This is a genomic window from Lysinibacillus sp. FSL K6-4013, assembly GCF_038630435.1.
In the GTDB taxonomy this organism is placed as follows: Bacteria; Bacillota; Bacilli; order Bacillales_A; family Planococcaceae; genus Lysinibacillus; species Lysinibacillus boronitolerans.
The window spans coordinates 4,158,250-4,181,964 of sequence record NZ_CP152031.1 but is presented as its reverse complement, the minus strand read 5'-3'; the positions used below and the strand labels follow the sequence as shown (position 1 = coordinate 4,181,964).

Below are 23,715 nucleotides of genomic sequence, written 5' to 3'. Positions count from 1 at the left end.
AATGGAATTCCAATTACAACAATTAGCAGAAAATAAGTTTGCATTTTTAAATGAGCAAGCAGGAGAAAAACTAGCGGAAATTACTTGGCAGCAAAATGGCTCAGTAATGGTAATGGATCACACATATGTATCAGATAAGCTCCGTGGTCAAGGTGTGGCCAAACAATTACTCGATCAAGCGGCAGCGTATGCACGCGAAAATGGCTATAAAATGGAGGCCGTTTGTTCCTATGTTGTGGCAGCATTTGAAAAGTCAGATGCATACAATGATGTAAAACAATAAAAATAAGGCAATCTGCTTTTTGATATGCTCCCCATTAGGTAGACAGATTAAAAAATAAAATCTGTTTATCTAAGGGGAGTTTTTTCATGGCTCGAAGTAAGCATACAATTGAAGTGAAATTAAACGTTCTTCATTTATTAAATGAAGGCTATTATTCTATCAACGAATTATGTGAAAAATTCTTAGTAACTAAGCAAACTATTCAAATTTGGAAGATTAAATATGAAGTACACGGAGTAGAGGGACTTATCGAAGCAACCTCTTGGACGAAGTATTCCAAAGAATTAAAACTAGAAGCGGTAGAAGATTATCTTAAAGAAAGGTTAACTTTACTGGAGATTCTCGCTCAATATAAGATTAGCAGTATCTCTGTTTTAAAAAGCTGGGTGAAAAAGTATACTAGTCATAGTGAAATAAAAGATTCGGGTAAAGGAATGAGCCAAACTATGACTAAAGGAAGAAAGACAACGTTTGAGGAACGTATTCAAATTGTCAACTACTGTTTAAAGAGCCAGAAAAATTATCAATTAGCAGCACAAGCCTATGATGTTTCGTATCAACAGGTATACCATTGGGTGAAGAAATTTGAAGCGACTGGTGAAGAGGGATTACGTGATCATCGCGGTCGAACAAAAAATGAAGTTGAATTAACAGCCGAAGAAAAATTAAGGTTAGAAATCAAACGAATCGAGCGTGAAAATGAACATTTACGTGCTGAAAATCTATTTTTAAAAAAGTTAGAGGAAATCGAAAGGAGGAGTCACTAAGCCAAATTCGCTTACAACAACGCTATTTAGCAATTCAAGAATTACACCAAGAGGAGAAACTTGCGATTCTTTTATTATGTGAAATCGCGGGTGTTTCGCGCGCTGCTTACTATAAGTGGCTAAGTCGCAAGCCATCTAACAGAGAAGTTGAAAATGAAGCCATTTCAAAGGATATTGATCTCCTTTACCACCAAGTAGATGGCATTTACGGCTATCGTCGTATGACGTTGACAATCAATCGTCAACGAAAAGAAAATAATCAAGCGACGGTTAACGAAAAGCGTATTTATCGTTTAATGCAGGTGAGTGGATTGAAGTCCGTTATTAGGCGAAAGAGAAAGCCTTATCGTAAATCCCCAGCACATCATGTGGCGGAGAACGTATTAAATCGGGCATTTACCTCGGAAAAGCCAAATGAAAAATGGTGTACAGATGTCACAGAGTTTAAGTATGGAAACGGGAAAAAAGCTTATTTAAGTGCAATTATCGATTTATATGATGGTTCAATTGTAAGTTATGTGTTCGGTCATTCGAATAATAATTCCCTTGTTTTCAAAACAATAAAATCAGCTATTCAATCATTACAATCAGGCGAGCAGCCATTAATACATAGTGATCGAGGTTTTCAATATACATCGAAGGGATTTAAACGAATTGTGGAAACAGCCAATATGACACAAAGTATGTCCCGTGTTGGTCGATGTATTGATAACGGACCAATTGAATCATTTTGGGGCACATTGAAGTGTGAGAAGTATTATTTGCATAAGTTCGATTCATATGAAGAGTTAAAACTAGCGATTGATGATTATATTCATTTTTATAATTACTATCGTTATCAGAAACGATTAAACGGCTTGAGTCCTTTAGAATTCAGGGCTCAAGCCGCTTAATACATTTTTTATTATTTCCACTGTCTACTTGACAGGGAGCAGTTCATTTAATTAAGCGGATTGCCTTTTAATTGCTAGAGCAAATCATGTAAGTAGCTCCTTATAATAGAATGACACTATAAATTAGTACTGTTAAGAAGCCAGCCCCACCAATTAATGAAGCCATATCTATCCAATCATATGCTAAATCAAAATCTTTCATCCTAACCACTCTCCTATTTTAGTGTTATTTCATTAATTCCCTTTACTTGCCCTTTATAATCATAAATAGTTACAAAATTTTGACGAATGCTAAAAATAAAGGTGTGATAGCTGGATGTTAATAGGAGATTTTGTCTGCATTAAAACGAGACGAACTGCATTGAATTGGCAGAATTATTACTAGATAAAAGAGCAAGTTTTAGCCTTACATTAATATATATGCTAGAAGGTATAAAAAAATAATGTTTATTCTTTTAAGAATAGGGAAAAACTATACTACAGAGCTAGTTTCTATATTTTTAGGAGGTAATAAACTATGGCAAAACGTAAAGGTACAGGTGTTGTTGTTGCAGGATTAGCAGGACTAGCAGCATCTTATTTCAGTAAAAAAGAGAATCGTGATAAAGCACTAACAATGTTTAATAGTATGAAAGCAAAATTAGAGTCGTATCTTACAACAGGTCCTGATATGCACGACAATATTGCAGAACGTGTAGCTACAGAGGTAGCAACAGAGGCAGGTACCTCACCAACTAAAATTGCCTCGAATGAAATGGTAGCTGAGGGTGGAGGACATACTGGTGTCCATTTCTATAATGAAGAAATTCAAGAAAAGGAAAAGTAAACAAAAAACCTTCTCATTTAAGCATGAGAAGGTCTTTTGTGTGGGATAAGGATAGCGCCTGCAAAGAGTAATAAAACGAAGCCAGTAAATACAAAGCCACTGACAGTACCAAGTGATAGCCAACCTAGTAAAGATGAGCCTATTACTACACCTAGAGAGAAAAACGCATAGAAATAGCCATATGCTTTTCCTCGTACTTCAGCAGTTGTAGAGTCAATTAGCAGCGAATTTACCGAAGGGAATAGGAAACCGAATCCGATCCCATAGCAAGCCATTGCTGTATAGAGTAAAGAGCTAGAATTTGCTTGGCTAATTAATAGCTGGCTTATTCCCATTAAACCTATACCAAAAGACAATGTTTTGAGTGGATTAACCTTATCAAAAATACGATTAGTTGGTAATAGGAAAACAAGAACTGCAATAATACCAAATGTACTCATTAAAGTGCCGCTTAAACGAGAGTCGAAGCCTAAGGAATGTACTTTAAGAGGGAGTAGATACGCAATAACCCCTTGAGAAAACATTAAGAAAAAGGCTCCTAAAAAGGCTTTTAATGTTCCTGTGTTATTAAAAAAGACACTGATCGGAATATAATTACTTGGTTTAGCCTTCTCTTTTTTTACTTGATTTGCTTTCAATATAAAGAACGCAAGGATACCTAGCAGAAGCATAAAGCTTGCTGTGATATTGAAAACAAATGGTACACTTGTCCGGCTAGCTAAAATGCCACTAAATGCAGGGCCTATAATGGCTGCAATACCAACAAAGGCGCCAGAAATAGCACTGCCTTTACCTCTTTTTTCCTGCTCTGTAGCGTTCGCTAGAAATGTAAAGGCAGCAGGAACAATGAAGCCTGCAACAAGGCCATGGATAAAACGTACAATTAATAGAGCAATGGGCTCTTCTACTAAATTATAAAATGTTAATGATAGACCTGTTGTTAGAAGACCTATTATGAGTATGATGAAAGGGCCTTTGCGATCCGTTAAGAAGCCAGAAATGATATTACCGAATGTATTGGAAAGCGAATACATACCCACTGCAAGACCAGTGAGGAATGCCGATGCACCTAAAGACTCAGCATATGTACTCATAACAGGGAGCTGGGTAAAAAGGTCGAAAAACGAAAAGAAAATAATAGCATAGATAAATTTCTTCATAGTTCCTCCGATGAAATAGAACAATTATAGTCAATAAGATTGATATAGTCCTATTATAGCATTTTCCAATCGATAATACTTCTCACTTATTTTTTGCTTTCACGCAGAAAAAACGTCTAATAAGTATCAACTTATTAGACGTTCGAGCATTTAGTAATTAAGCTTTTGCAACTTCTTTTTTCATTGTTTTGTTTTTAGCAAGATTTACATGCCAAGAAAGTGCTTCCTCTAAAAGATGAGGAGTTTGGTGGTTGCCAGTTGCTTCCACTGCACGGTTGTAGTAATCCCATAATTGCTCTTTGTAATCTGGGTGTGCACAGTTTTCAATAATTAAAGGTACACGTTCTTTTGGTGCAAGACCACGTAAGTCAGCAATACCTTGTTCCGTTACGATAACATCAACGTCATGCTCAGTATGGTCAACGTGAGATACCATTGGCACGATAGAAGAAATTGCTCCACCCTTTGCGTATGATTTTGTAACGAAAATACCAAGGCGTGCGTTTCGTGCGAAATCACCTGAACCACCGATACCGTTCATCATACGAGTACCAGAAACATGCGTTGAGTTTACGTTACCATAGATATCTAACTCAAGAGCTGTGTTGATTGAGATTAGACCCAAACGACGGATAAGCTCAGGGTGGTTAGAAATTTCTTGTGGACGTAAGCAAATTTTATCAGCATACTTTTCTAAATTACCATAAACTTTTTGCTGTAATTCTTCAGTAAGTGTGATTGAAGTTGCAGCTGCGAATTTAACTTTCCCAGCATCGATTAAGTTAAATACAGCATCTTGAAGTACTTCAGATGCAACAATTAAATCTTCAAATTCTGAATCTGCAAAGCCATCAAGTACAGCGTTTGCTACAGAACCTACACCAGATTGCAATGGCATTAATTGTTTTGTTAAACGACCCGCTTTAATTTCATCACGGAAGAAGTCTAATAAAATGTTTGCCATTGTTTGTGTTTCTTCATCTGGAGGTACGATTAATGAAGGAGCATCTGGCTCTTCAGAAATAACAATTGCTTTAATTTTAGCTGGATCCACTTTGATACCAATATCACCAAGGCGTTGCATAGCATCTGTCATTGGAATAGCTTCACGTTTACCTTGCTCTCCAGGTACATAAATATCATGAATACCAATTAAAGCTTCTGGATGAGAAATATTTAACTCGATAATAATATTTTCTGCATATTCTGCAAAGATAGGTGAGTTACCTACAGAGTTTGTTGGAATGATTAAGCCATCTTCAGTAATAGCAACCGCTTCAAGAATTAAATACTTGATTGGTCCGATAATTCCTTGGCGCACTAGCTCAGCATTATGAGAAAGATGAGCATCTACATATAAGATATCCCCAGAATTAATTAAATTACGAATACCCGCATCACTTTGGAATGGTCCGCGTTTACGAATTGCACCAGCTTCTGCTAAGTACTTATCTACTTCTGGTCCTAATGATGCACCTGTATATACATCAATTTTGAATTCTTCAATTTTTGCGCGCTCAACTAATGCCATTGGAACAACTTTTGCATCCCCAGCACGAGTAAAACCACTCATCCCAACTACATCACCATTAGAAATAAGTGCTGCTGCTTCTTCAGCAGTTACAATTTTACTCTCAAGTTCTTTTAAACCAAGGCGTTTTTGAACATTTGCATCCATAAAAAAATCCTCCCCTAAATAATTTTGATGGAAACCGATTACAAAACTAGAAAAAACATTTAAGAATTTTCTGTTTATTCAGTTGTAGTATGACTCCAACCATTTGAATAATACTATCACCAAATTGTCACAAAAACTTTAGAATTAGCATTAAATTGAGTAAAAAAAGGAAAATCGAGCATTAAGATGCTTTTTCGACAGAGAAAACGTTTTATTGTAGAGCTGTATAAATTTAGTTGTTTTCTACATTAAAAATAGTGCAAAAATAGTTAAATAGGGAAGAAAATGAGGCTGATTTGAGCACAAAAAAGAACAGCGAGCAATTATTAATTGCTTGCTGTTCTTACATAATTAGAAACCTAAAGAACGACGGAAATAGCTTGCATAACGTTGGCTAACAGGAATGCGCGTACCATCTTTCATAATTAATAAAAACGTTGAGTGTGAATCTGGTTGAATTTCATCGATGTAGTCAATGTTAACGATATAAGAGCGGTGACAACGAATAAATGAGTCAGGTGCTAAAAATAGCTCTAGATCACTTAAGTTTAAACGGTGATAACCTTCACGAGTCATTGTTTTAACAAATGTTTTACGGAGTTGTGTTTCTAAATAAATCACTTGATCATGTTTGATTGGGTACCAGCAATCATCAATTTTGATTGTAATGTAGTTTGTTAAGAATGCTGATGGTTTTTGCGGGAAGATAGCAGTAATAGCTCCTTTTGTTTCGCCTTCCTCCATTAAAGGAATACTCATGCCATAATATGCGACACCGAAGACATCAGGTTCAATATAGGAGCTGATTTTTTGACCATAGCTTAATGCTTTGTGTGCGGCTGAACCTTCTTTGATAGGGTCACCTGGTTTAATTTTTAAATCAACTTTCTTGCTTGGTTGGTAATACAAATATTCATTTGTATCTGAGATAGCGATGGACGTATTTTCAGGGAAGAACTCCTTAATTATCTCCATGATCTCTTCTATTTGTTTTGGATCCACTTTAAACACCTCGTCTAAACTTTTAAAAATAGTATTATCATCTATTTTACTACATATTCATATAAATTATATAGAGAAGATTTAGGAATAAAATAGAAAAATGTCGAATGTTCCATTAGAATAATGTAAGTAGTTTTGTATAATTTGTAAATAAATTTATAAAATGACTAATTTATTTTGATATGTATATGGTAAAATTTAATTGTTAAGATTAAGTTTACGAGGTTTCTACTATGCGTATGTGATAAATTAGAACTAGAGTAGCAATTAAAATGTGGTTGAAAGGAAATCGCAGAATATGGTAAAATTCACTGTATAGTCTATTTTTTTTATATCTGGTGTATTAGTAGGGTTATTTTTGATTTATTTGTTAATAAAATTTGTGAAATAGGACTCAGTTCTTATATTGAATAAGTAAATACTATTTTCTTATTTTTAATTCGTCGGGATTGGTGTCAAATATTGTCATGCAATTCGTGCACTCTGAGGAAAGATGGGGAAGATTATGCAACTACATCAACATTCTATGTCAGAAACGATATCCAAAAGATACTTCCAAGAAATCGATAATATTAATCAATATATCGGTGTCGAAGAATTTTTTAATATTGAGTCGAAACTAATTTTTGAAATTTACCATTTAGAATCTGCAAAAGCGAAAAAATCTTTGCATGAGTTAATTGATATTCTCTCAATTCGTTTTGGCAAACAGGTCATTAAAATCGTTCGAAGCTATTTTTCTGTTTTGTCATCAATTGTGGCTCGTAAATTGCTGGACAATCAAGTACCTTCGAAAAAAGCATTTGCTTTCAATATTGCGTGTAACGATATGATAGAAAATCAGATGAAAGACGCAGAATTTTTACAATTTGCTGATGATTTAATTGATTTCTTTGTTTACTTTATTGCAGATCGCAAACAACCGACTTTCCGACATCAAACAGTTAACAAAGTGATAATGTATATAAATGACGAGCTTGAAAATGATTTAACTGTCGAAAGTATTGCTAATAACTTTCATATAAGTACTAGTCACTTATCACGTATTTTTAGAGAACATGTGGGCATTACATTGGTTGAGTATTTAAATGTTAGACGTGTAGAAGAATCACAATACTACTTACGACATACAAACAAAAGTATTACTTCTATCTCAGATCAATTCCATTTCTGTAATCAAAGTTATTTTACTCGTATTTTCAAAAAATATACGGGAGTTACGCCAAAACATTTTAGAGACGAGCTTCATCATGAATTTTATCGTTTTGAAATGGCAGAGACTGAATTACAAAATGTCTAGATTTTGAGCATAGAGAATGAGAAGGTGCGAACATATTAGCGTTGCTAAAGCTCGCATCTTTTTTAATGAATCATCTGGAGAACCAGCTTAAGGAATGAGTAGCACTTGCTATTTGATAAAGAGAGACCCTATAAGGTATACTTCACTGTAGTTGATAAATAATAGTAGGTGGAAAAATGAAAAATTTGAAGCTATTTTCAATGCTTGGTCTTGCCGTTTTTGTTCTTAGTGGCTGTCAAGCTGTGCAAAACAAAGAAGGTTTTTTCTATAGTATCTTTGTAAAACCTATGGAATTTTTATTGGAGTTTTTCGGGAATGATATCTTTTCAGGGAGCTATGGTTTAGCAATCATCGCGATTACGGTTCTAATTCGTTTAATCTTAATGCCGATTATGTTAAAAAACTATCGTCAGCAACAATTAATGAAAACGAAGATGGATGCTTTTAAACCTGAAATGGAAGCCGTTCAGAAAAAAATGAAGGAAGCTAAGACAAAAGAAGAGCAAACGCAATATCAACAAGAAATGATGGCTCTATATCAAAAGCATGGCATTAATCCACTTAATATGGGTTGTTTACCGATGTTAATTCAAATGCCAATTATTATGGGTCTGTATTTCTCAATCTTGTATTCTGCCGATGTGAAATCCCATGAGTTTTTATGGTTTAGCTTGGGTTCACCAGATATCGTGATGACCATTGTTGCAGGGGTTGTTTACCTAATCCAGGCTCGTGTATCTTTATGGACTGTACCTGAGCAACAAAAAGCTCAGATGAAAATGTTTATTTATATTTCACCAATTATGATTGTCTTTATCTCCATGTCTTCTATGGCAGCACTACCTTTGTATTGGTCTGTCAGTGGTGCATTGTTGATTATTCAAACATATATTGGACGTAAATATTATTCGGAACATCCCGAGAAAGCAAAAAAATAAATTGATTGATGTCGAGGCGCCTCTGTTGCCTCGATTTTTTTAGGAGGACAGCAGGATGAACAAAAAATGGCTATCATCTATTCTCGTTGCAATTTTTAGTATTGCAGCACTTGTATTTATTATTATAGGGAAATTTAATTTTGCCGTACTTGCAATGACGATTATGTTCGCCTTATCAAATGGGTTTAGAGCGAAAAGCTTTAAAGAGCAAGGTTATGTAAAAGAAGCGAAGTGGATGCAGTATATGGCAATTTTTTTCGCAATTGCATCTATAGTAGTATTTGTCATTGTCCTAACAGATTAATTGAATATTTATGTAGGAAATTTACACCCGAAAATGTGAACAGTGCTAAAATAAGAATATAACTAGTAATACAATAAAATAGGTATTTTCAAGGTGAAAAGCTATAAAAACATCATCCTTATAGATACCTGATATTTTAAGAGGGGTATAAAGAGTGAAAAACAATCGTCTTCCGCTTATCGTTGGTGCTTTCATATCTATCGCGTTAATCGTAGCAATTTTTGTAGTCTATAACTATAAAAATAATCAAGTAAATAGTGCAACTGATGAGCAGCCAAAAACAACAGAAACAAACAAAACAACTGAACAAGATTCTACTGCAACAGAGAAGCCAGACAATACTGAAACACCCGCAAAGCCTGAGCAACAACCAGACGAAAATGGCTATCTTCCAAATCAAACATTACCTACCGAACCAACTTATATCGATGGTATTCTGCTAGCCAATAAAATTTATCCGCTTCCGTCTACCTTTGCACCTGAAGAAAATCCAGAAGCACGAGAAGCGTTAAATCAAATGTTAGCCGCTGCTAAGCAGCAAGGATTTGATTTAGTTGCTTTTAGTGGCTACCGTTCTTTTGAATATCAAACAACACTTTATGATAATTATGTTAAACGTGATGGACAGGCGGCAGCAGATCGATATAGTGCTCGTCCAGGCTACTCAGAACATCAAACAGGCTTAGCGTTTGATATAGGTGAGCGAGGAAAAGAAGATGTGTGGCTGACAGAAGAGTTTGGGGAAACTCCAGCAGGGCAATGGCTATTTGCACACGCACAAGAGTATGGCTTTATTTTGCGTTTCCCTCAAAACAAAGAAGAGATAACAGGTTATATGTATGAGTCTTGGCATTATCGTTATGTGGGCAAAGAGGTTGCAAAAGAGATAACAAAGAAAAATATTACGTTGGAAGAATATTTAGGCGTGAAATAATAAAAGGAAGAGAAGCGGTTCTGTTGAACAGGCTCTCTTCCTTTTTAGTTTATAAAATGGGTGTTAATAAACGGGAAATAGATTCTTTAAATTTAATTAGTGTTGAACGATTTTTATACATTTCCCATGTTAATTCCGTACAATCGTAAGCCCGAAATATAAAAAATAGCGCACCTTTTCGGTACGCACGACGAATGGCCAGCTATCTGAAATTTTTTTCGGATAGCTGGCTATTTTGCACAATTGGCTTGGATATTTTTCGACCAAGGCATGTAATCATTTAAAAGTTCTGGCTGTTGATTAATTGGCAAATTCGGCAACTCGGTCATCAGCTTCACGAGGTACTGATAGAAATCGATACCGTTCACTTTTGCCGTTTCTGCCAAACTTAAACAGATGGCATTTGCTTTAGCACCAGCTTCACTAACAGAGAAGAGCCAGTTTTTGCGACCAATTACATTTGGACGAATCGCATTTTCAGCTGGATTATTATCAATTTCAATCCGACCATCAAACAGAAACGCCTTTAACCCATGTACACGATTTAAAGTGTATTCCGCTGCTTTTGCGAGTGCGCTTTTCCCGAAGAAAGGTGATTCATCTACCCATTTCAAGAATTTCTCTACAATTGGCTTGGAATATTTTTGCCTTGCTTTTCGGCGTTCACTTGGTGAAAGCTGCTTAAATTGGCGTTCTAAGTGATAGAGTTGATCACAATAATTAACGCCAATTTGCCCGTTTTTACTATCGGCTTTCAGCCAATAACGTCGAACGTGCGCCCAACAGTTAGCGAAGATGACATTAGGTAGATTACCGTATGCAGAATAACCATCACAAATGAGAGTTCCTTTAAAGCCAGCCGTAAACTCTTCCAGTACGGTACGACTTCTAGATAAAGCGCTCTGGAAAAGAATAATGATTGGCCCTTGGCTTGGAACACTTCGGAATACCCAATTATAGGCGTTTGATTGACCGCATTTCCCGTCTGATCGTTTAATAATTTGTGCATAGGTTTCGTCCACATGGAGAACAGATTTTGCTATTAATATCTTTTTCATCTGTTCATAAACCGGTAGAAGCCAATCTTTAGCTACACGAATGACCCAATTCGATAAATTCTTATCATTAGTAAGTAAACCATATCTTTCCCATTCTTTTACCTGACGGTAAAGGGGTAAATATTGAATAAACTTATCGTAGATAAGCTTTGCTAAAACAGTCGGTCCTGCAATGCTTCGCTGAATGACAGCTTGCGGTGCTTTCCCTCTTTTGATTTGTGCTTTTTGTGAGGTATCCTTTTTACAATGCCTACACTCATAAGCATGTTCGATATGCTGAACACGCTTCATTGTAGCTGGAACGAATTTCGCTTCTTCACGTGCAATTGTTGTACCAATTTCAATCATCTCACCATGGCAACAGTCACACTGCGTATTGTCAGGATGATGGTGGACTTCTTCCACTTCAATCCCATCTAAAAAAGCATCATTCCGTTTTTTCTTATGTAGTTTCCGAACAACTGTATAAGTAACAGTTGGCGTGCTTTGTTCTTCTGTGTGCTCAGAATCGCTAAAAGACGGATCATCTTCAAATAATGAACCTTGTCCATCGGGCGCTTGATACTTAGATTTTTCTGATTTAGAACCGTATAAAGCCTTTGTTAATTGGCGAATTTGTTCAGCTAGCACCTGATTTTGGGATAACGATTGATCCAGCTTAATCGAAAGCTCTTCATTTTGTTTTTTCATATAGGCTAATTGTTCTTCAAGTAATCGAATCACTTTTTCTGTTGTTGAAGCGTTATCCAAATCATTCACCACATTTCGTTCAATATAAGTTATGGATGATTATATCATTTAGATGAATTAATTTAAAAGACACCTTTTGCAGATTTTGAAATCGCCTTTGGCTGTTGAATTGATAACCCTTCTAATAGCCAACGAAGCTCCTGTTGCGAAAGGTTACGTACCTCATTTTCATTTTTCGGCCATTGCAGCTTGCCGTTATCTAATCGTTTATAAAGCATGGCGAAGCCATCGCCATCAAAGTACAGGCATTTATAACGATCCTTGCTCCATCCTGAAAACAGAAAGATGGAATCACTATACGGATCCAATTCAAATGAATCTTGAATGAGGGTTGCTAGACCATCAATTCCTTTCCGCATATCCGTTTTGCCACAGATGATATATATGTTTTTTACACTTGTAAAATTATGTTTCATCGACTGCTCAACTCCCTCATGATGACTTGGATAATGTGCTCATCTACACCATTGAAGAAGGAAATTTCAACATCAGTTGATTTAATTATGCAGCTTGGAACATGGGCTTGTGGTTGTGATGTTACAGATGAGAGGTTGTTAATAATAGGATCTAATGTCACAGGGACAATCGTTAATTTTGTGGTTGGCATAAAATTGGCACCTCCTTGAATTGATATGTCTATGGTATCGGAGATGCCAATGTGTTTATATGCGTTATTTGATTACGGGCTTACGTACAATCAAAAATATCCTTCTCAAACAGCTCGGCTAATTGGTGCGATATATTGGCATCATATATGAAGGCATTGACTTCAAAATTCAGACTAAAACTTCGTACATCAATATTTGCTGTTCCGACAGAGGATGCCTCATCATCAATAATAATAGCCTTAGCATGGATAAAGCCCTTTTCATAAATGTAGACTTTGGCTCCGGCACGTAATAATTGACCCACATAAGAATAGGTAGCCCAATAAACAAACATGTGATCAGGCTTATTAGGAATCATTATACGTACATCAATGCCTGACAAGGTTGCAATTTTAATGGCGTCTAAGAAACTAACATCTGGGATGAAATAGGGTGTTTGAATGTAAATATATTTTTGAGCCATATTAATAAGCTTTAAGTAACCAATCTTTATTTGCTCCCAGTCTGAGTCTGGTCCACTTGAAACAATCTGTAAACCCACATCACCCTTTTTGGGGATAGCAGGGAAATAGCGATCAGAGTACCCCATTTTTTGTTGAGCACTAGCTTGGTTCCAGTCGAGTAAAAATCGTGTTTGTAAGGGATGTACGGCACTACCTTCTATACGTAAGTGTGTATCTCGCCAATAACCGAACTTTTTTTGTAAGCCTAAATATTCATCACCGACGTTAAAACCGCCAATATAGCCAATTCGACCATCAATGACAACGATCTTTCGGTGATTTCTAAAATTTAAACGAGGATTAAGAAGTGGCAAAATGGATGGGAAGAAAACTTCTACTTCACCACCAGCATGCAGCAATTCTTTAAAATGGCGTCTTTTAACATTACGTGATCCCATTTCATCATAGAGAAGACGTACCTTAACGCCTTGCTTTGCTTTTTTTATCAGTGCATTGACGATACGAGTACCTAAGTCATCAAGTCTAAAAATATAATACTGGATATGGATGTGATCTTTAGCTGCTTCAATGTCTTTAAGAAGCTGTTCAAACTTATCGGCGCCATCGTCAAAAATATCCAGATGGTTGTCCTGTGTTAATACCGCATTGTTTGTTCTGAGGTGCATATAAATCATCTCTTGATAATTTTCTGCATTAGCAATACGAAACTCAAACGTTTCATCACGAATCGCTTCCATCTGATAGCTAATCAAATTATCAATCCCAATATCCTTGCGTCCTTCCCAACGGAATAGATGCTTTCTTCGTAATTGTCTTCCTAATAATAAGTACAATATAAATCCAGCTAATGGCAGGAAAAATAATACGAGAATCCATGCCCATGTAGAGGTGGCATCTTTACGTTCTAAGAAAATGATGGTCATGGCTAATAAAATATTAAAAAACAAAGTTAAAGGAACTAAATATTCTATATCTGTAAAAATGCTCATTCCTACACCTGCCTTTACTTTTGTTAATAACATACTTAGTATAGCCTACTTCAAATGCGGAAAGAAGATATGAATTGGCTAGATAGCATGGAAAAGGATTATCCCTTAGACATATCAGAGATAATCCGCATGGTTTATTTAGTAATTCTCTAATAGAAAGTTTTTTAGGTTAAGGAAAAATTCCTTAAAAAATTGAGCTAGTAAAGACATCTGATAAGAGGAGATCGCGTTCACTAGGAATTTTACTTTCTAATAACTGGGGCGTTTCTTTGATTTCTGACTTAACCTGACTTTTGGCATCCATAATGGGCACTTTACTATATGTTATGGATGACGCAATGATTTACTGGATGCCTTATATATATAAATCAGGCTTATAGAAAGTATGGCTATTGCTGCCGAAATATAATAACCAAGACTTGCTTGTACGGTAAATAACCATGTGAAAAATAATGGACCAAGAATACGTCCTAAGTTATCCATTGAATAGGAAAGCCCAGCAGCAGTTCCGTATTGTCCTCCAGATTCTTTAGAGGAGAGTGATACAACACAAGTTCTTGCAAGTGCATTACCTGCTGTAAAGACACAAAGGGCAAGCCCAGCGATAAAAAGATTAGCTGTCAATGTAAATAAAAGCATGCCGATAGCTGTTACAATTTGTGCACCGATTAACCATGTCGTTTCACTGCCGTTTTTTATACGTCGAACGACCCCGCCTTGAATAGCTGCATCGACAAAGCCACTAAACATGAACAAGTAACCAATTTGTAATGGAGTAATGTGAATTTTTTCGATTTGAAATAGCTGGAATGTTGCCTCAACGCCCGCTAGCATAAAAGTTACTAAAAATGAAAACATAAATAGATAGCGCACACGGTATTGTAGCATTGTTGCAGCACCTTTTGGCACTATAGCACGTTTATTTGAATCTTTTCGTTTTTTAGGTTCTTTTAGGACGAAACTTGCATAAATAAATAATAGTGCAATTAATAATGCTGATGCAGTAAACGGCAACTGTAAGCTATAATTACCTAGCATTCCCCCGATTGCTGGACCAAAAATAAACCCAAGACCAATGGACATGCCCATAAATCCCATATATTTATTGCGATCCTCTTCACTGGACATATCGGCGATAAATCCTGTTACTGCTGTATATAATGCACCTGAAAATAAACCACCAATAATACGTGAAGCATACAATATAACTAGGTTATCTATAAATAGTGAAAAAATAACAAAACTAAGGCTAAAGCCAATTAGACCTGTAAGGATCAGTTGTTTTCGCCCTACCTTATCTGATAGCATACCCCAAAATGGTGCTGTGAAAAAACTTGCAAGTGAATAGACAGTCAATAAACCACCTACGTGGAGTTCATGCCAATTTTGCTGCACAATTACCTCTGGTAAGACGGGAATAATAATGCCGAACCCTAGGTAAACGAGGAATTGAACAGACATCAATAATAAAATAGCCTTTTTCATACAGTTCCCTGCTTTCATACGATATTTCAATATGTATATTCTACCCCTCTTGTTCTTGCGATTACAACAATAGGGGAGGGGAAGCTTGGATGAAGTGGAACTATTCAGTAAAGGAAGAAATGAAGCTCTTTGATATTTTTTAAATCTATGTTCTGATTTTTGAATAGAATGTAGCGGTTTTGGGTAATTTAAATATGTTTCATGGAAAAGTTTGATGAGTGTGAAAAATTTACAATGTAACAAAATTGAAAAATTTTATAGCTAAGTTAAATGGTATGATAAATTTGTCAGACATCATACTCGTAAAAAAATGAAACTTTTTCGTAAATAAAACGTTATATAAAATCGAGGAAAGATTGAGGTGGAATGTATGACAAAAGAAGTAGATTTGAAAAAGATTGTTTCGAATTTATCTAAGTTGGGTGTAACAGCCACTGTAACAAAGTCTCGACTAGAACTTTTAAAAGTGCTAACACCACCAACGCAAACTCCGCAAGTTCAAGCTTAACTCGTTTCCAATAGAAAAAGGGAGGTCTCAATACGCGAGACTTCCCTTTTTCTATATTTATTCATCTTCATCATGTGTGGTAAACATATATGTTCGATAATGGAATCGCATACTAAAGACTAGCCCAATCGCTAAAGCATTCCCCATAAGCGAACTTCCTCCGTAGCTTATGAACGGAAGCGGAATACCTGTGATAGGTAATAATTGAATAGTCATACCAATATTTTCGAAAACGTGGAAAGTAATCATAGCAATAATCCCAGCACATACATATGTCGAGAAGGGATCTTTCAATAAAAGGGTTGTCTTTGTTAAATGATAAATTAATAAGAAGAAAATACAAATAACAATACTAGCACCAATAAAGCCCCATTCTTCACCGATAACTGTAAAAATGAAATCGGTATGGTTTTCAGCTACATATACCTCTCGATTTCTAAATCCCTTACCAAAAATTTCACCTGATCCAATAGCATTTAAAGAGGTAATCAAGTGATAGCCATCACTTGATGAATAGGAATAGGGATCTAGCCAAGAATAAATACGAGCAAACTGATATGCCTTAAAACCAAATGTTTTTTCTAGAAAGTCCTGCATATAAAGTGCCATCCACAGTAGTGTACCACCTGCTACCATGCCACCTAAAAATGTTGGTAAAATGATTTTCCAAGAAATACCTGCTACAATGATAAGAGCTGCAGTAATGGCAAAGAATACAAGCGCTGAGCCTAGGTCAGGCTGCTTTAAAATAATAGCCAATGGTACGATTAAGGTAATAGCGATTTTACCTAATAGCAAAAAGTCTGTTTTAATTGATCGTAATGAATAAATTTCATGGTGCTTACTAATTAATCGAGCTAGTGCTAAAATGTAAAAAGTTTTCATAAACTCAGAAGGCTGAATATTTCCTATCGGCGTATGATACCAGCTTTTAGCACCATTAACGGGTGCACCGATTTGACCTTCTCCTTCAGGCATAAAAATAAGCAGTACCAGTAAGGCAATCCCTGCTCCATACATATACCATGACATTTTTTTATATTGATCTGGCTCAAAAAACATGACTATACCAATAATTACTGCACCAATGACATACCATTGCATTTGTTTTGGTACATAGTTAATGCCATATTGACCTGATGTTTGGGCAGATGCAATAGCTAACAAACTAATGACTAGAAAAGTGAAGAGAATAAAAGCAAGTGTCCAGTCAAAACGATTTGCGAAATTTCGTTTATTTTCCATAAAAGCCACCTAAATTAAAATAGTATCTCAATATGAGTAAATGTGATGCGATTCTCCCTATTTCGTTTATAATTGGTCAAAGAAGAAAGCAAAATAATAGCCAGCAGTGCTGTAAGAATAGCTCATATCTATTGATAAGCTTGCAATTTGCTTTGAATATTGTCAATGGAATTTTAAGCAAATACTTGAACTTATTGAGTAATCTAAACTATATATGCAAATGCATGTTTAACATTCCTAATTATAACGCAAAAAATACTTTTATGCCTGCGTATATAGTAGTGACGACAATTAACATAAAATGTTTCAAAAAAATCATGTTTAGTCTTATAATGTAGTGAAGAATGGGGTGATGGTTGTGGCTAAAAAATTAAAGTCAGCTGATGATTTTATGTATCATATTTATGTTCATATGAATGATGTCGATAAATTTGTCATATTTAGCGGGTTAAAATTCTCGCAATTTGTGGCTGCACTTGAACCACTGCATCACTTACTGTTATTAAAACATTCCTATGAAGACGGTTCTTTTAATATGCATACACAATTTGAATATGTATTGGAAGAAGATGTTCCTCGTTTTGTGAAAAAATCTGCTGAATCAAAAGAATTATGTTGGGTTGATTTTATGGACGAGAAGAGGCTAGATCATTTAACACCGATGGAACAAGGAGAATTGCTTTACATAAGTCATAAGAAAGAACCGATTACGTCAGCATTTTTTAATAAATTACAAAATAGATTCGTCTATTATTCTTCAGATTTAGAGAAAATGACAAAAATTTATTTTCGTCATTTAAGTGATTCGGATTTATTGGTTGCCAATGTTTTTAATAGTTTAATTCGTGAAAAGGAACGTAGCACTGGTTTTTGGCGTCGAAAAGTAAAAGCAAGTATTCCCGCTGTATCACCAGATTTTTTACGTTCTTACCGATCCTTTGCAAAAGATGGGGCATTACTTTCCTTGTATCGGATTGAAAAACCAAAAGTAGCGTATGGAATAGAAGTTCGCAATCTGTCTGAATATTCTTTTCCTGACGAAGTTTGGGATGACTTAAATACGATTTTAAAAACAGAGCATGATGAATTAATCTATATTATTTAAACTTCATGGTGACGCAATCAAAGAACTAAGATGTTGGTAGACAATATTTATGTTGCATTATTCCTGTACAATTTAATAGCAGGAAGTATTGATGCTGGGGCATAATCGAAGAAATATACACGCAAAATCTCACCGTTAAAAATACGGTGAGATTTTTATGTCATTTGTCAAGACGTTTCATGATAAACTAATAGTACTCAAGAAGTATGTGGAGGGCACAAAAATGAAAAAAAGAATCGGTTTATTATACGGCGGAAAGTCAGCGGAGCACGAAGTGTCGTTATCGACAGCACGTGCAGTCACAGGAGCTTTGAATTTCGAGGAGTATGAAGTATATCCGATTTTCATTACAACTGACGGGGAATGGCGTCGTGGAGAGCGTTTAGAAAAACCCGTAAGTGCAATAGAAGAACTACAATTTGGTGATAATACTACAATTTTAGAAAATAATATCACTGATTTTTTGCTTGATAAAAATGGCAATGAGGTAAAGTTTGATGTCATTTTCCCATTGTTACATGGGACGAATGGTGAGGATGGAACAGTGCAAGGTTTACTTGAGGTTCTGAATTTACCGTATGTAGGAAATGGTGTATTAGCATCCTCTGCTGGAATGGATAAAGTGGTAATGAAGCAATTATTTGAAATTGCAGGATTACCTCAAGTGCCCTATACGTATTTTATTCGTAGTGAGTGGAAGAATGAGCAACAGGCAATCATTGAGCGCTGTGAAAATAACTTAAATTGGCCAATGTTTGTAAAGCCTGCAAACTTAGGATCAAGTGTTGGAATTAGCAAGGCAACAAATCGCGAGGAATTAGAAAAAGCAATTGAGGTTGCTTTGCAATATGATCGTAAAATCGTTGTTGAGCAAGGAATTGTAGCTCGTGAAGTTGAATTAGCAGTGTTAGGTAATGACTATCCAGAAGTTTCAGTACCAGGAGAAATTAAACCAGTTACTGATTTCTATGATTATGATTCTAAATATAAGGACGGTTCTACAGCACTTATTATTCCAGCTGAGCTTCCAGTAGAAACAGTGGCAAGCTTAAAAGAACTGGCAAAGCGTGCATTTAAGGCTATTGATGGTAGCGGATTAGTTCGTGCGGACTTTTTTGTAACAGCTGAAAATAACGTGTACATTAATGAAGTAAACACAATGCCAGGCTTCACGCCTGTAAGTATGTATCCATTATTATGGCAGCATACAGATGTGAGTTATCCAGAGCTGATCGACCGTTTAATTACCCTAGCAATAGAGCGCTATGAAGAAAAACAACAGCTTCACTATAAAAAAGACTGAGTGGGATTATCGTGAAAAAAACTTTAAAACAATTGGCTGCATGGTTAAATGAGGATATGGCGGCTTTTGATGACACGGTTGTGTCAGGAATTTCTATTGATACAAGAACAATTCAACAAGGAGACCTATTTGTTCCATTTCGTGGTGAGCATGCAAATGGGCACAAGTTTGTAATGCAGGCATTTGAGAAAGGTGCCGGAGCTTCTCTTTGGCAAAAGGATGAGCCGAATCCACCAGAAGGTTATCCTTTGTTGTTTGTTGATGATCCAGAATTAGCTTTGCAAGAAATGGCTAGAGCATATCGTAATGAACATAAGGCAAAATTTATTGGCATTACAGGTTCAAATGGTAAGACATCAACAAAGGATATTTTAGCGGGGACACTTGCTCCATTCTTTAAAGTACAAAAAACAATCGGGAATTTTAATAATCAATTAGGTTTGCCAATTACTATCTTACAGCTTGATGAAGATACAGATGTAGCCGTCCTTGAGATGGGCATGAGTGGATTCGGTGAAATTGAGTTTCTAACTAAGCTTGCTCGTCCTCATATGACGGTTATCACCAATATTGGTGAGGCCCATATGCAGGATTTGGGGTCGCGTGCTGGTATTGCAAAAGCGAAGTTTGAAATTATTCAAGGAATGCAAGCAGATGGTCTATTATTCTATGACGGTGATGAACCCTTGCTCCAGGAATTAGTGGCAAAAGAACAGCACTTACAGTCAGTGCCGTTTGGATTAGAATCCGACAATCTTTTATACGCAGACAATATTCATGCTAACGCTGATGGCAGCCACTTCACTACACACGGTATGATAGAGGGAGATTTCTTTATTTCAGTGCTTGGCAAGCATCAAGTAAAAAATACACTTGTGGCAATGTTAATTTCTCATAAGCTAGGTTTAAGCAATGAACAAATACGTACATCCTTAGAGCATGTAGTATTAACAGATATGAGAATGCAACAGGTGCTAGGAACGAATGGCGCTCTATTTATCAATGATGCCTATAATGCAGCACCAACCTCCGTAAAAGCTGCCATTCAATTCATGGCTACATCAACTATTCGACCTGAAAAATGGCTAGTGTTAGGAGATATGCTGGAGCTTGGCCCAGATGAGCAAAGTTTCCATGAGGGTCTAGCTGAGCATATTAATGAGGATGAAATTGATTATGTCTGTTTGTTTGGCCCTCGAATGTTATATCTTTACAAAGTATTAAAAGAGCGTTTTGAGGCGGAACGTTTATTGTATGTAGAAGATGATTATATGGCTATTATTGAAAAGCTAAAACAAGCGAATGAATCATCTATTGTTTTACTTAAAGGCTCACGTGGTATGAAATTAGAGACGATATTAAAGGCATTTACGTCATAGTGGCATTGAATCGGTGGGATAAACGCCCACCGATTTATTCATGTAAGTTTATCTTTGTTGAATGAGGTGAGAACGTTGTCAGTAGGTGTACTATGTATTCATGGATTTTCAGGTGGACCATACGAGGTGGAGCCATTCACAACTTACTTACGTTCACATACAAATTGGATAATTGAAGAGCCAACATTATCTGGGCATGGGGAAGAATTACATATGAGTGGTTTTAAGGCGAAGCACTGGTTGATGGATGCCGAATTAGCCTTCCGAACATTGGCAAAAAAAGTTGACGAGGTAATCGTTGTTGGCTTTTCAATGGGCGGAATTATAGCGCTCTATTTAGCTAAACGTTATAAAGTGAAAAAGCTTGTATTACTGAGTGCTGCTGCAAAATATGTGAGCCCTAAGCAACTAGTCAAAGATTTTAAAATGTTAGCTACTGAAGCCTATCACCATAATTTGACTAATAATGAACTCTTTCTACGATACCATCATAAGTTTAACAATGTGCCACTAGCCTCAACAGTAGAATTTATGAAGCTGGTAAGAATGGTGGCGCCATATTATCGACATATTCAAATTCCTGTATTTATTGTACAGGGTAAGTTAGATGGGATAGTGCCTTATCATACGGCTCAATTTCTTTTTGATGAGTTAGCCTCTGAAGATAAAAATTTGTATTTTTCTGATAACGGCAAGCATCATATATGTTTTGAGGAAGATTGCTCTGAATGGTTTCCACAAGTTTTAATGTTTTTGAAGGACAAATAAAGTAGTCAGATTATTACGACTCATGCGTTATCGTTGCATAGGATTTAAAGCCATGTTAGACTAGTGTAAGCAATGGATACATTTTGTGCGAAGACTCTTCATATTTGGTTGAAGAGTACTTTTTTTTGAACACAACGGTTTTATTCTAAAGTGAAAAATTACGACAGAATCGAACCGCTCGGTAAAGACCGGGCTTTCCTTTTCATATAAGAGAGCTCTATATGGACTATCATGTAGAGAAAATTTTTAAGTAACGGAAACGTTCCACTACACAGGCTCGAATTTGCCGACAACTTCATCTGAAAATGTAACCATTTGTCAACTTAAAAGGAAAAAAAGGAGATTGAGAAGTTTGACAAATTTTTCAGAATTAAATATTAGCGAATCTACACTACGTTCAGTAAAGCGTATGGGATTTGAAGAAGCAACACCAATCCAAGAAGGTACTATTCGTTTTGCGATTGAAGGCCGCGATGTTTTAGGTCAAGCACAAACAGGTACTGGTAAAACTGCCGCTTTCGGGATTCCACTAATTGAAAAAATCGATCCAAAAAACCCTAATATTCAAGCATTAGTCATTGCTCCAACTCGTGAGTTAGCAATTCAAGTTTCAGAAGAGCTATATAAAATTGGCTATGACAAACGCGTAAAATTATTATCAGTATACGGTGGTCAAGAAATTGGCCGTCAAATTCGTGCACTGAAAAATAGACCTCAAATTATCGTTGGTACGCCAGGTCGTATTATTGATCATATTAATCGTCGTACGTTAAAATTAGAAGATGTTCAAACATTAGTATTGGATGAAGCAGATGAAATGTTAAACATGGGCTTTATCGATGATATTAATTCAATCTTAGAAAACGTACCTTCTGAGCGCCAAACATTACTGTTCTCAGCAACAATGCCACCAGCAATCCGTAAAATTGCTGAAACATTTATGCGTGATCCAGAAATCGTGAAAATTAAAGCAAAAGAGCTAACAGTTGATAATATTGATCAATATTTTGTTAAGTCTGCTGAACGTGAAAAATTCGATGTTTTATCTCGTTTATTAAACGTTCACCAACCAGAGCTAGCTATTATTTTTGGTCGTACAAAACGTCGTGTGGATGAACTTGCACAGGCCCTATCTATTCGTGGCTATTTAGCTGAAGGTATTCATGGTGATTTAAGCCAAGCGAAGCGTATCTCAGTGTTACGTCAGTTTAAAGAAAATAAAATCGATATCCTTGTTGCGACAGATGTAGCCGCTCGTGGACTTGATATTTCTGGTGTGACACACGTTTATAACTTTGATATTCCTCAAGATCCTGAATCATATGTTCACCGTATTGGACGTACAGGTCGTGCGGGTAAATCAGGTCTTGCCGTAACATTTGTAACACCACGTGAAATGGGTTACTTACGAATTGTAGAAGAAACTACGAAAAAACGTATGACACCTCTTCGTCCACCAACAACGGATGAAGCATTAGAAGGTCAACAACGTTTAGCTGTAGAAACACTTGAAGGTCTTATTGCTAATAATAATTTAGGTGATTACCGCACACTTGCAGCAGAATTACTAGAGAATCATGATGCAGTCGATGTTGTAGCAGCTGCTCTACGTTCATTAACGAGAGAGCCAGACGATACACCAGTAACAATCACGGAAGAACGTCCATTACCAATGCGTCGTGAACGTTCAAGCAATAACCGTGGTGGCGGTGATCGAGGCCGTGGTAACCGTAGCTTTGGCGGCGGACGCCGTGACAATGCTCGCAGTGGAGAACGCCGCAATAGCAGTAGCCGTCGCGAGGGTGGACGCCGTGAAGGCGGACGTCGTGAAGGTGGACAAGGTCGTTCACGCTCTCCAAGACGACACGAAGGGTAATTTTAACCGAAATACACTTAATTTTTATTGTAAACCTTACAGCCATGGTGGCTGTAAGGTTTTTTTTCGGTTATAGTTGAAACAAAAAGGTG

At 36.3% G+C, this 23,715-nt stretch carries 22 protein-coding genes; 13 read left to right on the top strand and 9 right to left on the bottom strand.

The genetic code is table 11. The annotated features are described in order from the left end of the window. Position 1 precedes the first annotated feature (1 nt). From MHB39_RS20720 to MHB39_RS20710, 3 genes are all read left to right on the top strand, one after another. A complete protein-coding gene (locus MHB39_RS20720; protein WP_016992714.1) occupies positions 2-283 on the top strand; it encodes a GNAT family N-acetyltransferase in 282 nt (93 codons plus the stop codon). Between the two features lie 86 nt (positions 284-369). Beyond that, a protein-coding gene (locus MHB39_RS20715; RefSeq protein ID WP_342544302.1) for an IS3 family transposase occupies positions 370-1,943 on the top strand; the annotation gives its coding sequence in 2 pieces (ribosomal slippage) (positions 370-1,012 and positions 1,012-1,943; 1,575 coding nt in all). A 517-nt stretch (positions 1,944-2,460) separates the two neighbouring features. Then, entirely contained in the window at positions 2,461-2,769 is a 309-nt protein-coding gene (locus MHB39_RS20710) for a hypothetical protein (RefSeq protein WP_004232000.1), read from the top strand. Between the two features lie 17 nt (positions 2,770-2,786). Here the strand turns inward: MHB39_RS20710 and MHB39_RS20705 are convergent, their stop codons facing one another. From MHB39_RS20705 to MHB39_RS20695, 3 genes are all read right to left on the bottom strand, one after another. Continuing rightward, a complete protein-coding gene (locus MHB39_RS20705) occupies positions 2,787-3,929 on the bottom strand; it encodes an MFS transporter (protein WP_342545196.1) in 1,143 nt (380 codons plus the stop codon). A 157-nt stretch (positions 3,930-4,086) separates the two neighbouring features. After that, complete coding sequence (locus tag MHB39_RS20700) at positions 4,087-5,607, bottom strand: succinate CoA transferase (protein WP_342545195.1); 1,521 nt, start codon at positions 5,605-5,607, stop codon at positions 4,087-4,089. 351 nt (positions 5,608-5,958) lie between these two features. Beyond that, positions 5,959-6,609 carry a LytTR family DNA-binding domain-containing protein gene (locus tag MHB39_RS20695; protein ID WP_004232004.1) on the bottom strand — a complete coding sequence of 217 codons (651 nt, stop codon included), beginning with the start codon at positions 6,607-6,609 and terminating at the stop codon, positions 5,959-5,961. Positions 6,610-7,114: 505 nt separating this feature from the next. Here MHB39_RS20695 and MHB39_RS20690 point away from each other — a divergent pair. The 4 genes from MHB39_RS20690 to MHB39_RS20675 all read left to right on the top strand — a co-directional run bounded on the left by MHB39_RS20690 (position 7,115) and on the right by MHB39_RS20675 (position 10,085). Continuing rightward, positions 7,115-7,909, top strand: a complete 795-nt coding sequence (locus MHB39_RS20690; RefSeq protein ID WP_004232009.1) for a helix-turn-helix transcriptional regulator — start codon at positions 7,115-7,117, stop codon at positions 7,907-7,909. A 176-nt stretch (positions 7,910-8,085) separates the two neighbouring features. Beyond that, positions 8,086-8,847 (top strand): membrane protein insertase YidC, encoded by a 762-nt coding sequence (yidC, locus tag MHB39_RS20685; RefSeq protein ID WP_016992710.1) that lies wholly within the window; start codon positions 8,086-8,088, stop codon positions 8,845-8,847. 55 nt (positions 8,848-8,902) lie between these two features. Then, the gene (locus MHB39_RS20680; RefSeq protein WP_036079405.1) at positions 8,903-9,151 is read left to right on the top strand and encodes a hypothetical protein; all 249 of its coding nucleotides are present in this window, start codon (positions 8,903-8,905) and stop codon (positions 9,149-9,151) included. Between the two features lie 154 nt (positions 9,152-9,305). Beyond that, the gene (locus MHB39_RS20675) at positions 9,306-10,085 is read left to right on the top strand and encodes a M15 family metallopeptidase (RefSeq protein ID WP_339280389.1); all 780 of its coding nucleotides are present in this window, start codon (positions 9,306-9,308) and stop codon (positions 10,083-10,085) included. A 230-nt stretch (positions 10,086-10,315) separates the two neighbouring features. Here MHB39_RS20675 and MHB39_RS20670 read toward each other — a convergent pair whose 3' ends face one another. The 5 genes from MHB39_RS20670 to MHB39_RS20650 all read right to left on the bottom strand — a co-directional run bounded on the left by MHB39_RS20670 (position 10,316) and on the right by MHB39_RS20650 (position 15,439). Beyond that, a complete protein-coding gene (locus MHB39_RS20670; RefSeq protein WP_307476189.1) occupies positions 10,316-11,902 on the bottom strand; it encodes an IS66 family transposase in 1,587 nt (528 codons plus the stop codon). A 53-nt stretch (positions 11,903-11,955) separates the two neighbouring features. After that, positions 11,956-12,309, bottom strand: a complete 354-nt coding sequence (gene tnpB, locus MHB39_RS20665) for an IS66 family insertion sequence element accessory protein TnpB (protein ID WP_307476187.1) — start codon at positions 12,307-12,309, stop codon at positions 11,956-11,958. Continuing rightward, on the bottom strand, positions 12,306-12,500 hold the full coding sequence (locus MHB39_RS20660; RefSeq protein WP_307476185.1) for a hypothetical protein: 195 nt from the start codon (positions 12,498-12,500) through the stop codon (positions 12,306-12,308). The genes tnpB and MHB39_RS20660 overlap by 4 nt, the downstream gene beginning before the upstream one ends. Positions 12,501-12,580: 80 nt before the next feature. Next, positions 12,581-13,954: a cardiolipin synthase gene (cls, locus tag MHB39_RS20655; RefSeq protein ID WP_342546944.1), complete on the bottom strand. Its 1,374-nt coding sequence runs from the start codon at positions 13,952-13,954 to the stop codon at positions 12,581-12,583. 324 nt (positions 13,955-14,278) lie between these two features. Then, on the bottom strand, positions 14,279-15,439 hold the full coding sequence (locus tag MHB39_RS20650; protein ID WP_342545186.1) for an MFS transporter: 1,161 nt from the start codon (positions 15,437-15,439) through the stop codon (positions 14,279-14,281). A gap of 370 nt (positions 15,440-15,809) precedes the next feature. On the opposite strand from MHB39_RS20650, the gene MHB39_RS20645 reads away from it, so the two are divergent. Beyond that, positions 15,810-15,947, top strand: a complete 138-nt coding sequence (locus tag MHB39_RS20645) for an Lmo0850 family protein (protein ID WP_004232019.1) — start codon at positions 15,810-15,812, stop codon at positions 15,945-15,947. Between the two features lie 57 nt (positions 15,948-16,004). Here MHB39_RS20645 and MHB39_RS20640 read toward each other — a convergent pair whose 3' ends face one another. Next, a complete protein-coding gene (locus MHB39_RS20640; RefSeq protein WP_036079404.1) occupies positions 16,005-17,192 on the bottom strand; it encodes an FtsW/RodA/SpoVE family cell cycle protein in 1,188 nt (395 codons plus the stop codon). 352 nt (positions 17,193-17,544) lie between these two features. Here MHB39_RS20640 and MHB39_RS20635 point away from each other — a divergent pair, with 352 nt between their 5' ends. The 5 genes from MHB39_RS20635 (at position 17,545) to MHB39_RS20615 (ending at position 23,623) form a co-directional block, all read left to right on the top strand. Then, positions 17,545-18,297: a hypothetical protein gene (locus MHB39_RS20635; protein ID WP_036079402.1), complete on the top strand. Its 753-nt coding sequence runs from the start codon at positions 17,545-17,547 to the stop codon at positions 18,295-18,297. Between the two features lie 223 nt (positions 18,298-18,520). Beyond that, entirely contained in the window at positions 18,521-19,600 is a 1,080-nt protein-coding gene (locus MHB39_RS20630; RefSeq protein ID WP_312126246.1) for a D-alanine--D-alanine ligase, read from the top strand. An 11-nt stretch (positions 19,601-19,611) separates the two neighbouring features. Next, complete coding sequence (gene murF, locus MHB39_RS20625) at positions 19,612-20,979, top strand: UDP-N-acetylmuramoyl-tripeptide--D-alanyl-D-alanine ligase (RefSeq protein ID WP_312126248.1); 1,368 nt, start codon at positions 19,612-19,614, stop codon at positions 20,977-20,979. Between the two features lie 75 nt (positions 20,980-21,054). Beyond that, positions 21,055-21,747: an alpha/beta fold hydrolase gene (locus MHB39_RS20620; protein WP_036079397.1), complete on the top strand. Its 693-nt coding sequence runs from the start codon at positions 21,055-21,057 to the stop codon at positions 21,745-21,747. Between the two features lie 352 nt (positions 21,748-22,099). Further along, positions 22,100-23,623: a DEAD/DEAH box helicase gene (locus MHB39_RS20615; RefSeq protein WP_016995015.1), complete on the top strand. Its 1,524-nt coding sequence runs from the start codon at positions 22,100-22,102 to the stop codon at positions 23,621-23,623. Positions 23,624-23,715 lie beyond the last annotated feature (92 nt).

What these genes read in the sequence shown, in the direction of transcription:
- MHB39_RS20720 (WP_016992714.1), top strand. Translation starts at nt 2, where the DNA reads ATGGAATTCCAATTACAACAATTAGCAGAAAATAAGTTTGCATTTTTA.
- MHB39_RS20710 (WP_004232000.1), top strand. Translation starts at nt 2,461, where the DNA reads ATGGCAAAACGTAAAGGTACAGGTGTTGTTGTTGCAGGATTAGCAGGA.
- MHB39_RS20705 (WP_342545196.1), bottom strand. Translation starts at nt 3,929, where the DNA reads ATGAAGAAATTTATCTATGCTATTATTTTCTTTTCGTTTTTCGACCTT.
- MHB39_RS20700 (WP_342545195.1), bottom strand. Translation starts at nt 5,607, where the DNA reads ATGGATGCAAATGTTCAAAAACGCCTTGGTTTAAAAGAACTTGAGAGT.
- MHB39_RS20690 (WP_004232009.1), top strand. Translation starts at nt 7,115, where the DNA reads ATGCAACTACATCAACATTCTATGTCAGAAACGATATCCAAAAGATAC.
- yidC (WP_016992710.1), top strand. Translation starts at nt 8,086, where the DNA reads ATGAAAAATTTGAAGCTATTTTCAATGCTTGGTCTTGCCGTTTTTGTT.
- MHB39_RS20680 (WP_036079405.1), top strand. Translation starts at nt 8,903, where the DNA reads ATGAACAAAAAATGGCTATCATCTATTCTCGTTGCAATTTTTAGTATT.
- tnpB (WP_307476187.1), bottom strand. Translation starts at nt 12,309, where the DNA reads ATGAAACATAATTTTACAAGTGTAAAAAACATATATATCATCTGTGGC.
- MHB39_RS20660 (WP_307476185.1), bottom strand. Translation starts at nt 12,500, where the DNA reads ATGCCAACCACAAAATTAACGATTGTCCCTGTGACATTAGATCCTATT.
- cls (WP_342546944.1), bottom strand. Translation starts at nt 13,954, where the DNA reads ATGAGCATTTTTACAGATATAGAATATTTAGTTCCTTTAACTTTGTTT.
- MHB39_RS20650 (WP_342545186.1), bottom strand. Translation starts at nt 15,439, where the DNA reads ATGAAAAAGGCTATTTTATTATTGATGTCTGTTCAATTCCTCGTTTAC.
- MHB39_RS20645 (WP_004232019.1), top strand. Translation starts at nt 15,810, where the DNA reads ATGACAAAAGAAGTAGATTTGAAAAAGATTGTTTCGAATTTATCTAAG.
- MHB39_RS20640 (WP_036079404.1), bottom strand. Translation starts at nt 17,192, where the DNA reads ATGGAAAATAAACGAAATTTCGCAAATCGTTTTGACTGGACACTTGCT.
- MHB39_RS20635 (WP_036079402.1), top strand. Translation starts at nt 17,545, where the DNA reads ATGGTTGTGGCTAAAAAATTAAAGTCAGCTGATGATTTTATGTATCAT.
- MHB39_RS20630 (WP_312126246.1), top strand. Translation starts at nt 18,521, where the DNA reads ATGAAAAAAAGAATCGGTTTATTATACGGCGGAAAGTCAGCGGAGCAC.